This window comes from Streptomyces boncukensis, from assembly GCF_011045075.1.
GTDB lineage: Bacteria > Actinomycetota > Actinomycetes > Streptomycetales > Streptomycetaceae > Streptomyces > Streptomyces boncukensis.
The window spans coordinates 1-11,203 of sequence record NZ_JAAKZZ010000236.1 but is presented as its reverse complement, the minus strand read 5'-3'; the positions used below and the strand labels follow the sequence as shown (position 1 = coordinate 11,203).

The 11,203-nt window shown below is 73.4% G+C and carries 11 protein-coding genes; 8 read left to right on the top strand and 3 right to left on the bottom strand.

Annotated elements, in window-relative coordinates; genetic code table 11:
* Positions 1-44 precede the first annotated feature (44 nt).
* From G5C65_RS21210 to G5C65_RS21185, 6 genes are all read left to right on the top strand, one after another.
* Positions 45-455: a roadblock/LC7 domain-containing protein gene (locus tag G5C65_RS21210; protein ID WP_165300477.1), complete on the top strand. Its 411-nt coding sequence runs from the start codon at positions 45-47 to the stop codon at positions 453-455.
* On the top strand, positions 452-814 hold the full coding sequence (locus G5C65_RS21205) for a DUF742 domain-containing protein (RefSeq protein ID WP_165300476.1): 363 nt from the start codon (positions 452-454) through the stop codon (positions 812-814). The genes G5C65_RS21210 and G5C65_RS21205 overlap by 4 nt, the downstream gene beginning before the upstream one ends.
* Complete coding sequence (locus tag G5C65_RS21200) at positions 795-1,472, top strand: GTP-binding protein (RefSeq protein ID WP_420903343.1); 678 nt, start codon at positions 795-797, stop codon at positions 1,470-1,472. Before G5C65_RS21205 ends, G5C65_RS21200 begins: the two co-directional genes overlap by 20 nt.
* The gene (locus G5C65_RS21195) at positions 1,469-2,794 is read left to right on the top strand and encodes a cytochrome P450 (RefSeq protein WP_420903342.1); all 1,326 of its coding nucleotides are present in this window, start codon (positions 1,469-1,471) and stop codon (positions 2,792-2,794) included. The genes G5C65_RS21200 and G5C65_RS21195 overlap by 4 nt, the downstream gene beginning before the upstream one ends.
* Positions 2,791-4,029: a cytochrome P450 family protein gene (locus tag G5C65_RS21190; protein WP_165300475.1), complete on the top strand. Its 1,239-nt coding sequence runs from the start codon at positions 2,791-2,793 to the stop codon at positions 4,027-4,029. Before G5C65_RS21195 ends, G5C65_RS21190 begins: the two co-directional genes overlap by 4 nt.
* 111 nt (positions 4,030-4,140) lie before the next feature.
* Complete coding sequence (locus G5C65_RS21185; protein WP_165300474.1) at positions 4,141-4,881, top strand: MerR family transcriptional regulator; 741 nt, start codon at positions 4,141-4,143, stop codon at positions 4,879-4,881.
* Here the strand turns inward: G5C65_RS21185 and G5C65_RS21180 are convergent.
* The 3 genes from G5C65_RS21180 to G5C65_RS21170 all read right to left on the bottom strand — a co-directional run bounded on the left by G5C65_RS21180 (position 4,871) and on the right by G5C65_RS21170 (position 9,692).
* Positions 4,871-7,108 (bottom strand): 3-hydroxyacyl-CoA dehydrogenase NAD-binding domain-containing protein, encoded by a 2,238-nt coding sequence (locus G5C65_RS21180; RefSeq protein ID WP_165300473.1) that lies wholly within the window; start codon positions 7,106-7,108, stop codon positions 4,871-4,873. The two genes, G5C65_RS21185 and G5C65_RS21180, sit on opposite strands and share 11 nt — an antisense overlap.
* 60 nt (positions 7,109-7,168) lie before the next feature.
* Positions 7,169-8,383: an acetyl-CoA C-acetyltransferase gene (locus G5C65_RS21175; RefSeq protein WP_165300472.1), complete on the bottom strand. Its 1,215-nt coding sequence runs from the start codon at positions 8,381-8,383 to the stop codon at positions 7,169-7,171.
* 154 nt (positions 8,384-8,537) lie between these two features.
* The gene (locus tag G5C65_RS21170; protein ID WP_165300471.1) at positions 8,538-9,692 is read right to left on the bottom strand and encodes a CaiB/BaiF CoA transferase family protein; all 1,155 of its coding nucleotides are present in this window, start codon (positions 9,690-9,692) and stop codon (positions 8,538-8,540) included.
* A 214-nt stretch (positions 9,693-9,906) separates the two neighbouring features.
* Here G5C65_RS21170 and G5C65_RS21165 point away from each other — a divergent pair, with 214 nt between their 5' ends.
* On the top strand, positions 9,907-10,812 hold the full coding sequence (locus tag G5C65_RS21165) for an SIS domain-containing protein (protein WP_165300470.1): 906 nt from the start codon (positions 9,907-9,909) through the stop codon (positions 10,810-10,812).
* Between the two features lie 100 nt (positions 10,813-10,912).
* The coding region (locus tag G5C65_RS21160; RefSeq protein WP_165300469.1) for a class II fructose-bisphosphate aldolase at positions 10,913-11,203 on the top strand (291 nt) is incomplete at its 3' end.

Genomic DNA, 11,203 nt, shown 5'->3' with positions numbered 1-11,203 from the left:
ATATGTGTGTAAGAGACAGCCTCTCCCCTCCCGGAGGACGACGAATGATCACTGACAGCAAGCTCGACTGGCTGCTGGAGAGTCTCCTGGAGCGCACGCCCGGCGCACGCCACGCCCTGGTGCTGTCCCGGGACGGCCTCAAGCTGTGCCGCACCCCCGAGCTGAGCGTCGATCAGGCCGACCAGCTCGCCGCCATCTCGGCCGGCATCCAGAGCCTGTCGCACGGCGCCTCCGTGGAGTTCGGCGACGGCACCGGCGGGGTCAGACAGGCGATGGCGGAGTTCTACGGCGGCATCCTGTTCGTCGTGGAGGCCGGGGACGGCGCGCACCTGGCCGTCGTCGCGGACGAGGACGCCGACGTCGGGCTCGTCGGCCACAACATGAACGAGCTGGTCGAGCAGTTGAGCGAGTACCTCAGCTCGCCGCCGCGCGAGTCCGGGGGCGGCGGGGCATGAGCCGGCCGGGCCGGGACGAGGACCCGGACCGGCTGTACACCGTGACCGGCGGCCGGAGCCGGTCCGGCACGGGCGCGGACACCTTCGACCTGGTGACGCTGGTCGTCAGCGAGTCCGCGCCCACCCCCGGCATGCAGTCGGAGCTGGCGTCCATCCTCCGTATCTGCCGCTCCCCCACGGCGGTGGTGGAGCTCGCCTCCGACCTCGGCCTGCCGGTGAGCGTCGTCCGCATCCTGCTGGGCGACCTGCTGGCCGACGGCAGGATCACCGCTCGTCATCCGCGTACCTCCGACGTCGCGGACGCACTCCCCGATCCCGACATCCTGAAGCAGGTGCTCGTTGGACTCCGCAACCTCTGAAGCGACCAGAGACACCGAAGGCACCACAGCGCACGGCACCGCGCCCGCCACCCGGCCGCCGCTGCACAGCTCGGCGGCGAACGGGCTCAAGATCGTGATCGTGGGCGGCTTCGGGGTCGGGAAGACCACCATGGTCCGCTCCGTCAGCGACATCCGGCCGCTCAACACCGAGGAGACCATGACCCGCGCCGGGGAGGGCGTGGACGACCTCAGCGGCGTCCGGGGCAAGACCACGACCACCATCGCCTTCGACTTCGGCCGGATCAGCCTCAACGACCGCACGGTGCTGTACCTGTTCGGGGCGCCCGGCCAGGAGCGGTTCTGGTTCCTGTGGGACCGGCTCTTCTCGGGGACGCTGGGCGCCGTCGTCCTGGTCGACACCCGGCGCCTGGAGGACTCCTGGTACGCCATCGACCGGCTGGAGGCGCACGGGACGCCGTTCATCGTCGCCCGCAACGACTTCGGCGGCCCCCGGCACACGACCGAGCAGGTGCGCGAGGCGCTCGACCTGCCCGCGGACATCCCCCTCGTCGACTGCGACGCCAGATCCCGGGAGTCCAGCCGGGACGTCCTGATCGCCCTCGTCCACCACCTCTACGCCCTGTCCACCGAGTCCACCGAGTCCACTACGCACCACGCGCCGGAGACCTCGTCGTGACACCCCCTCAGCAGCACAGCCCCGCCCCCGGGGCCGCCCAGCCGGCCGCGAGCGCCGGTACGACCGCGGCGTGCCCCGCGCACACCGACCCGCACCCGGACGCCGTTCCGCTCATGGGACCGCGGTTCCAGAACGACGACCGCGCTGCGCTCTACCGCGAGATGCGCGCACAGCACGGCCCGCTGGCGCCGGTGACGCTGCCCGGGGACATACCGGGCTGGCTGGTGCTCGGCTACCGCGAGCTGCACCAGATCACCTCCGACCCGGCGCTGTTCAGCCGCGACTCGGGGCTGTGGAACCAGTGGGAGCGGATCCCGCCGGACTGGCCCCTGATGCCGATGGTCGGCAAGCAGCCCTCGATCCTGTACACGGTGGGCGAACGGCACCAGCGCCGCTCGGCGCTGATCAGCGACGCGCTGGCGGCGGTGGACCCGTTCGAGCTGCGCGGCCACGCCGAGCGGTTCGCCGACCGGCTGATCGACCAGGTCTGCGGGCGCGGCGAGGCCGACCTGGTGGGCGAGTACGCCAAGGCGCTGCCCGCACTGGTGCTCGCCCGGCTCTACGGCTTCTCCGACGAGGAGGGCGCGGCGCTCGTCCCCAGCATCAACGCGCTGGTCGACGGCACCGCCGACGCGCTGCAGGGGCGCAGCCACGTGCAGTCCTCGATGAGCGCCCTGCTCACCTCGCGGCGCGCGCTGCCCGGCGCCGGAGTGGCGTCCCGGATGCTGAACCACGACCACGCCGAGGGCTTCTCCTTCGAGGAGATCCTGGAGGACATGATGGTCAACATCGTCGCGGGCCATCAGCCGACGGCCGACTGGATCGGCAACTCGCTGCGGCTGATGCTCACCGACGACCGGTTCGCCGCCTCGCTCTCCGGCGGCCGGCACAGCGTCGGGGAGGCCATGAACGAGGTGCTGTGGGAGGAGACCCCCACCCAGAACATCGCCGGCCGCTGGGCCACCCGGGACACCCAGCTCGGCGGGCGCCGGGTGCGCCGCGGGGATCTGCTCGTGCTCAGCTTCGCCGCCGCCAACGCCGACCCCCAGGTCCGTCCCGACCAGCACGCCTTCACGGGCGGCAACAACGCCTTCCTCTCCTTCGGGCACGGCGACCACCGCTGCCCGTATCCCGCGCAGGACATCGCCGAGGGCATCGCCCGCACCGGCATCGAGGTGCTGCTCGACCGGCTCCCCGACGTCGACCTGGCGGTCGGCGCCGGGGCGCTGGTGTGGCGCCCCTCCCCCTGGCTGCGCGGCCTGGCGTCGCTCCCCGTCCGCTTCACGCCGACCCCGACCACCGCAGCAGGAGGCAGCAGATGACGTCGTGTCCACTGGCCGCAGCGGACGAGCTGATCGTGCTGGACCCGCTGGTGCGGGACCTCGCCGCCGAGGGCGCCCGGCTGCGGGCCGCGGGCCCGGCGGCCCCCGTGGAGCTCCCCGGGGGCGTACGGGTGTGGGCGCTCACCCGGCACGCGGAGGCCCGGCGGCTGCTCACGGACGGCAGGCTGGTCAAGGACATCGGGCACTGGGCCGCCTGGCAGCGCGGCGAGATACCGCGAACCTGGCCGCTGATCGGGCTCGCCGATCCCGGCCCGAGCATGCTCACCTTCGACGGGCCCGAGCACCGCAGGCTGCGGGCGCTCACGGCGCAGGCCCTCACCCCGCGCCGGGTCGCGGCGATGCGCCCGCGCATCGAGGCGATCACCGCGGAGCTGCTGGACGGCCTGCCCGCGGCGGCCGGGCCGGACGGCCGGGTCGACCTCAAAAGCACGTTCGCCTATCCGCTCCCGATGGCGGTCATCGGGGAGTTGCTCGGCATCGACACCGCCCGCATCCCGCGGCTGCGGACGCTCTTCGACGGTTTCTTCAGCAGCCAGACGCCCCCGGAGCGGGTCCCGGAGATCCTTCAGGAGCTGGGGGCGATCTTCGCTGCGGTGCTGGAGGAGAAGAAGCGGACGCCCGGCGACGACCTCACCAGCGCGCTGCTGTCCGCCGCCGAGGACGGCGACCGGCTCACGGACGAGGAAGTGATCAACACCGTGCAGGTGCTGATCACCGCCGGACATGAGACCACGATCAGCCTCATCGTCAGCGCGGTGGCCGCGCTGGGCGCCCACCCGGAGCAGTACGCGCTGGTCCGCTCCGGCGCCGTGAGCTGGGAGGCGGTCGTCGAGGAGACGCTGCGCTGGGACCCGCCGACGACGCACGTCCTGATCCGGTTCGCCACCGAGGACATCGACGTCGGCGGCACGGTGATCGGGAAGGGAGACGGGGTGATCGTCGCGTACGGCGCGATCGGGCGGGACGAGGCGCAGCACGGTCCCACGGCCACGGCGTTCGACGTCACCCGGCCCGCGGCCCGGCACCTCTCGTTCGGCCACGGCCCGCATGTGTGTCCGGGCGCCCCGCTGTCCCGGCTGGAGGCCCTGGTCGCCCTCCCGGCCCTCTACGAGCGCTTCCCGGACCTCGCCCTCGCCGTCCCGCCGGCCACCCTGCGCCACAAGCCCGCTGTCACCCAGAACGAGCTGTACGAACTGCCGGTCCGCCTGGGCTGAGAGCCCCGCCGCACCCGCCCGGCACCGGTGGCGCGGTTTCACACACCTGGTGAGACAGCAATACTGTTGAACGGGTACGCGACACGCGGGGAGCCGGGAAGGGGCCGGACGATGGACGAGCTGACCGTTGACCAACTGGCCGCCCGCGCGGGCGTCACCGTGCGCACGATCCGCTTCTACAGCACCCGCGGCCTGCTGCCGCCCCCCGCTCTCGGCCCCCGCAGGGTCGGGCGGTACGGCTCGGCGCACCTCTCCCGGCTGGCCCTGATAGAGGAGCTGCAGACCCAGGGCATGACGCTGGCCGCCATCGAGCGCTATCTGCAGGCGCTGCCGGACGGCATCAGCGCCAGCGACCTGGCCATCCACCGCGCGGTGGTTGCCTCCTGGATGCCGGAGGAGGCCGAGGAGGCGGCGCGCGGGGAGCTGGAGGGCCGCGTCGGCCGGAAGCTCACCGACGACGACCTCGAACGGCTCGCGGCGATGGGCGTGCTGGAGCGCACCGGGGACCCGGAGGTCTTCCGGGTGGACCCGGCGCTGGTGCAGCTGGGGGTGCGGCTGCTGGACGTGCCCATCTCGCAGAGCGCGATCCTCGCGGCCCGCGAGGTGATGATGGAGCACACCCGGTCGGCGGCCCGGGAGCTGAGCCGGCTGTTCAAGGCGGAGGTCTGGGAGCCCTGCGGGGAGTCCGAGTCCGGCCCCGAGCGGCGGGAGCGGATGAAGTCCCTGTCGGCCCATATGCAGCCGCTGGTGGTGCAGGCGCTGGTGACGGCCTTCCAGCGGTCCATGCGCGAGGAGCTGCGGGGCGCGTTCCCGGCGGAACGCGCCCCGGACCCCGGCTCCGTCAGTCCGTGAAGTCCTCCCCCCGCTCCGCCTTGTGTGCGAGCAGCGCGGGGACGGCGAACCGGTCGCCGTAGCGCTCGCGCAGCTCGCGGGCGCGCGCGGCGAATCCGGCGGGGCCGCCCTGGTAGCCGTTGATGTACTGGATGACGCCGCCGGTCCAGGCCGGGAAGCCGATGCCCAGGAGGGAGCCGATGTTGGCGTCGGCGACGGAGGTGAGCACGCCCTCCTCGAAGAGCCGGACGGTGTCCAGCGCCTCGGCGAAGAGCATCCGCTCCTGCATGTCCGCGAACGGGACGCCGGGGTCCTTGCCGCCGCCGAAGTGCTCGCGCAGGCCGGGCCACAGCCGGGTGCGCTCGCCGTTCTCGTCGTAGTCGTAGAAGCCGGCGCCGCCGCTGCGGCCGGTGCGCCCGAACTCCTCGACCATCCGGTCGATGACGGCCTCCGCCGGGTGCGCGGGGTGGTCGACCCCCTGCGCCGCCAGTGCCGCCCGCGTCTCGTCGCGGATCCTGCGGGGCAGGGTGAGGGTCAGCTCGTCCATCAGGGAGAGCACCTTGGCCGGGTACCCGGCCTGGGCCGCCGCCTGCTCGACGGTCGCGGGCTCGACGCCCTCGGCGAGCAGCGCGACGCCCTCGTTGAGGAAGTGGCCGATGACGCGCGAGGTGAAGAACCCGCGCGAGTCGTTCACCACGATCGGGGTCTTCCTGATCCGGCGGACCAGGTCGAAGGCGCGGGCCAGCGCCTCGTCCCCGGTCTGCCCGCCCTTGATGATCTCGACCAGCGGCATCTTGTCGACGGGCGAGAAGAAGTGCAGCCCGATGAAGTCCCGCCGGCGGGTGACGCCTTCGGCGAGGGCGGTGATGGGGAGCGTGGAGGTGTTGGAGCACAGCAGCGCGTCCGGCGCGACGACGTCCTGCACCTCCTGGAAGACCTTGTGCTTGAGCTCCGGGTCCTCGAAGACGGCCTCGATGACGGCGTCGCAGCCCGCGAGGTCCCGCGGGTCGGCGGTGGGGGTGATCCGGGCGAGCAGCGCGTCCCGCTTCGCCTCGGTGGTCCTGCCGCGCGCGAGGGCCTTCTCCAGCAGTCCGGCCGAGTACGCCTTGCCCTGCTCGGCGGCTTCTTGCGAGACGTCCTTGAGCACGACCTCGATGCCCGCCCTGGCGCAGGCGTAGGCGATGCCGGCGCCCATCATCCCGGCACCGAGCACGGCCGCCTTCGCGACCGGGCGCTCCTCGAAGCCCTGCGGGCGGCTGCGGCCCTGGTTGACGGCCTGGAGGTCGAAGAAGAACGCCTGGATCATGTTCTTCGAGACCTGGCCGGTGACCAGCTCGACGAAGTACCGCGCCTCGACGGTCTGCGCGGTCTCGAAGTCGACCTGCGAGCTCTCCACGGCGGCCGCGAGGATGTTGCGCTGCGCGGGGCAGGGGGCCCCGCTGGTCTGCTTCTTGAGGTTCGCGGGGAACGCGGGCAGGTTCGCGGCGAACCCGGGGTGCGCGGGGGTGCCGCCCGGGATCCTGTACCCCTCCTCGTCCCAGGGCTGGCGGGAGGCCGGGTGCGCGTCGATATAGGCGCGGGCGGCGGCCAGCATCTCCTCCGCGCTGTCCACCACCTGGTGCACCAGCCCGACCTCGCGGGCGCGGGCCGGGGCGTACTGCCGGCCCTGGAGCAGCACCTTGAGCAGCGCGTCGGCGACGCCGAGCAGCCGGACCGTCCGGACCACGCCGCCGCCTCCGGGGAGCAGGCCGAAGGTGGCCTCCGGGCAGCCGATCTTCGATCCGGGCGCGTCCAGCGCGACGCGGTGGTGGCAGGCGAGGGCGATCTCCAGGCCGCCGCCGAGCGCGGTGCCGTTCAGCGCGGCGGCGACGGGGACGCCGAGCGTCTCGATACGGCGCAGGTCCCGCTTGACGCGCATGCCGTACGTGAACACCTCCTCGGCGTCCCGCGGGCGTGCCCGGCTGAGGAGGCGCAGGTCGCCGCCGGCGAAGAAGGACTTCTTGGCGGAGGTGACGAGGACGCCGCGCACGGTGTCGCGCTCGGCCTCCAGGCGGTCGGCGGTGGCGGTGAGCGAGGCGAGGAACGCCTCGTTCATGGTGTTGGCCGACTGCTCCGGGTCGTCGAGGGTGAGGGTGACGACTCCGGTGTCGTCCTGGTCCCAGCGGATGGCCGAGGACGCCGAGGACGCCGAGGACGCCGAGGACGCCGAGGACGCCGAGGACGCCGAGGACGCCGAGGACTGGGTCATGGCAGGTGCTCCGTAGGCTGTGTGGTGCGGGCGGTGGGGCGGGGCCGGTCGGCGGACGGGTCAGAGGCGCTCGACGATGGTCGCGATGCCCATCCCTCCCCCGACGCACAGCGTGACCAGCCCGTACCGCTGCTCGCGGCGCTCCAGCTCGTCCAGCACGGTGCCGAGGAGCATCGCGCCCGTGGCGCCCAGCGGGTGGCCCATGGCGATGGCGCCGCCGTTGACGTTCACCTTCTCCAGCGGGAGGTCCAGGTCCTTCGCGAAGCGCAGCACCACAGCGGCGAACGCCTCGTTCATCTCGACCAGGTCGATGTCCTCGATGCCGAGGCCCGCGCGAGCGAGCGCCTTGCGGGTGGCGGGCGCGGGGCCGGTGAGCATGATGGTGGGCTCGGAGCCGGAGACGGCGGCGGAGACGATACGGGCGCGCGGGGTCAGCCCGTACCGCTCGCCCACCTCGGCGCTGCCGACGGCCACCAGCGCCGAGCCGTCCACGATGCCGGAGGAGTTTCCCGCGTGGTGGACGTGGTCGATCCGCTCCACCCAGTGGTACTTCTGCAGCGCCACGGCGTCGAACCCGCCCATGTCGCCGATCGCGGCGAAGGACGGCTTGAGCGCGGCGAGGGTCTCCGGGGTGGTGCCGGGGCGGATGTGCTCGTCGTGGTCGAGGACGACCAGCCCGTTGCGGTCGCGCACGGGCACGACGGACCGCTCGAAGCGGCCCTCCTTCCACGCGGTGGCGGCCAGCTCCTGGGAGCGCGCCGCGTACTCGTCCACGTCGCGGCGGCCGAAGCCCTCCAGGGTGGCGATCAGGTCGGCGCCGATGCCCTGCGGCACGAAACCGAGCTCGTAGTTGGTCAGCGGGTCGTTGAACCAGGCACCGCCGTCCGAGCCCATCGCCACCCGCGACATCGACTCGACGCCGCCCGCGAGCACCAGGTCCTCCCAGCCGGAGCGCACCTTCATCGCCGCCATGTTGACCGCCTCCAGACCCGAGGCGCAGAAGCGGTTCTCCTGGACGCCCGCGACGGAGTCCGGCAGCCCGGCGGCGATGGCGGCGATCCGCGCGATGTCGGACCCCTGGTCGCCCAGGGGGCTGACGACGCCCAGCACGATGTCGTCGACGGCGGCGGGGTCGAGGTCCGGGTTCCGCTCGCGCAGCGCGTGGATCAGGCCGGTGACGAGGTCGACGGGTTTGGTGCCGTGCAGTGCGCCGCTCGCCTTGCCGCGCCCGCGCGGGGTGCGAACGGCGTCGTAGACGTACGCTTCGGTGCTCACGGGAGTGCCTTTCTCGGTGCCGGAGGGTCAGCCGGACGGGTCGGGGGTCAGCTCAGCAGGGAGCGGCCGATGATCTCCTTCATGGTCTCGCTCGTGCCGCCGTGGACGGTCTGGACGCGGCCCTCGGTGAAGATCTGGCGCTTCATGGGGCGGCTCATGGGGCGGTCTGCTCTCCCCCGGCCCGCGCGGGGGACAGTTCGGGGAGGTCCCAGTCGCGGGCGACCTCGGCGGTGTGCGCCCCGGGGCGCGCGGGCGGTCGGGTGACGGCGGTCGGGGTGGCGGAGAAGCGGGGTGCGGGCGCCGGCTGGGTGATCCCGTCGCGCTCCACGAAGGTGCCACGGGCGGCGAGGTGCGGATGGCCGGGCGCCTCGGTGAGGGAGAGCACGGGGGCCACACAGGCGTCCGAGCCCGTGAACTCCTCGGTCCACTCCGCGCGCGTCCGGGAGGCGAAGCGGGCGGCGACGGCCTCACGCAGCGCGCCCCAGGCGGCGGGGTCCTCGCGTGGCGGCGCCTCGCCGGCGAGGCCGAGTATGCGGATGAACTCCGCGTAGAACTTGGGCTCCAGCGCGCCGACGGCCATATAGCCGCCGTCCGCTGTGGCGTATGTGCCGTAGAACGGGCAGCCGCCGTCCAGCAGGTTGGCCTCGCGCCGGTCCCGCCAGCTCCCGGCCGCGAGCAGCGCCCGGATCATGGCGGTGAGATGGCTGGTGCCGTCGACGATCGCCGCGTCCACGACCTGCCCGGCGCCCGTGGCGCGGGCGTGCTGCAGGGCGGCGAGGACGCCGATGACGAGGTAGAGCGAGCCGCCCGCGTAGTCGCCCAGGAGGTTGGCGGGGGCGACCGGCGGCCCTTCGGCGGGGCCGGTCATACCGAGGGCGCCGGTGACGGCGATGTAGCCGATGTCGTGACCGGCGCGGGGGGCCAGCGGGCCGTGCTGGCCCCATCCGGTCATCCGGCCGTAGACCAGCCGGGGGTTGCGGGCCAGGCAGGCGTCGGGGCCGAGGCCGAGCCGCTCGGCGACGCCGGGCCGGTAGCCCTCCACGAGCACGTCGGCGCGCTCCACGAGGCGCAGCGCGGTGCCGGACCCCGCGGGCTCCTTGAGGTCGAGGACCACCGACCGCTTGTTCCGGTTGGTGATGTCGTACTCCGGCGGCACCGCGAGGCCGGGGCCGCCGGGGCGGTCCACGCGCACGACGTCGGCGCCGAGGTCGGCGAGCGTCATCGCGGCGAACGGGCCGGGGCCGATCCCGGCCAGCTCCACGACCCGCACCCCGGCCAGGGGCCCCGCTGCCTCTCCCGCTGCCGTCATCGCGCCCCCAAGCCGCTGTGACACAACTGATGTAACACCAGGAATGCTAAGAACGGGTTCCAGTTTCCACAAGCCCTGCCGCCGGACGGCCCGTTGAGCCCTTCCCCGCTCGCGCCGCTCCGCGAACCCTCTGGACACGCCGGGGCCGCTCTGCGTAAAGTTGATTGAAGATAAAGTATTTCACTCATCTTCGTGCAGTGAGGGGAGACCGCTGATGTCCCAGGCCGCGTATACGGAGGAGGAGCTGCGCAGTCAGCCCGGGACCTGGCGGCAGGCGGCGGATGTGGCGGCCGCGGGAGCGGGCGGCGCGCTTCCGGAGGCGGGCGCGCGCCTCGCGGTGGTCGGCTGCGGCACGTCGTGGTTCATGGCGCAGTCGTACGCCGCGCTGCGCGAGAGCTCGGGGCAGGGCCTCACGGACGCGTTCGCCGCGTCGGAAGCGCTCCTCGGCCGCGCGCGGGAGTACGACGCGGTGCTGGCCCTCACCCGCTCCGGCACCACGACGGAGGTGCTGCGCGTGCTGGAGGCGGTGCGCGGCCGGATCCCCACCGTCACCCTCCTCGGTGACGCCGACACCCCGGCCACCCGGCTCTCGGACCGCACGGTGGCGCTCCCCTTCGCGGATGAGCGCTCGGTGGTGCAGACCCGGTTCGCGACGAGCGCCCTCGCCCTGCTGCGCGCCCACCTCGGCGAGGACCTCACCGGCGCCGTGCGGGACGCGGAGGAGGCGCTGGCCGCCCCGGTGGCGCCGGAGTGGACGGACGCCGGGCAGTTCACCTTCCTGGGCACCGGGTGGACGGTCGGGCTGGCGCACGAGGCCGCGCTGAAGATGCGGGAGGCGGCCCAGAGCTGGACGGAGTCCTATCCCGCGATGGAGTACCGCCACGGGCCGATATCCATAGCCGCCCCCGGCCGGGTCACCTGGCTGTTCGGCGAGTCCCCGGAGGGGCTGGAGGAGGACGTGGTCCGCACGGGCGCGTCCTTCGTCCGCCACGACCGCGATCCGCTCGCCGATCTGGTGCTGGTGCAGCGGATCGCGCTGGAGCGGGCGCGGGCGCGGGGGCTCGATCCGGACCGCCCCCGCAGCCTCACCCGCTCGGTGATGCTTCCCTCCGGCTCCTGACCCGGTCCACCATCCGGTCCGCTGCCCGTCCGCCCACGTCCCGCCCGCCCGCGTCCCGCTCGTCCCGACAGGCTGCTGTCCCCGCAAGAGAGGTTCGGCCATGCCCCTCGTCTCCACTGCCTCGATCGTCGCCGACGCACGGGCGTCGGGTGTCGGCGCCCCGGCGTTCAACGTCATCCATCTGGAGACGGCGGAGGCGCTCGTCGCCGCCGCCGACCGGACGGGGACTCCGCTGATCCTCCAGATCAGCGAGAACTGCGTGCGCTATCACGGCAGTCTGCTGCCCCTCGCCCGCGCCGCCCTCGCCCTCGCCGAGGCGGCCCGCACGGGCATAGCGGTGCATCTGGACCACATCACGGACGCCGGGCTGGTGCGGCAGGGGGTGGCCGCC

Coding starts and splice junctions, on each gene's coding strand:
- G5C65_RS21180 (WP_165300473.1), bottom strand. CDS start 7,108: ATGACCCAGTCCTCGGCGTCCTCGGCGTCCTCGGCGTCCTCGGCGTCC.
- G5C65_RS21205 (WP_165300476.1), top strand. CDS start 452: ATGAGCCGGCCGGGCCGGGACGAGGACCCGGACCGGCTGTACACCGTG.
- G5C65_RS21170 (WP_165300471.1), bottom strand. CDS start 9,692: ATGACGGCAGCGGGAGAGGCAGCGGGGCCCCTGGCCGGGGTGCGGGTC.
- G5C65_RS21165 (WP_165300470.1), top strand. CDS start 9,907: ATGTCCCAGGCCGCGTATACGGAGGAGGAGCTGCGCAGTCAGCCCGGG.
- G5C65_RS21190 (WP_165300475.1), top strand. CDS start 2,791: ATGACGTCGTGTCCACTGGCCGCAGCGGACGAGCTGATCGTGCTGGAC.
- G5C65_RS21185 (WP_165300474.1), top strand. CDS start 4,141: ATGGACGAGCTGACCGTTGACCAACTGGCCGCCCGCGCGGGCGTCACC.
- G5C65_RS21210 (WP_165300477.1), top strand. CDS start 45: ATGATCACTGACAGCAAGCTCGACTGGCTGCTGGAGAGTCTCCTGGAG.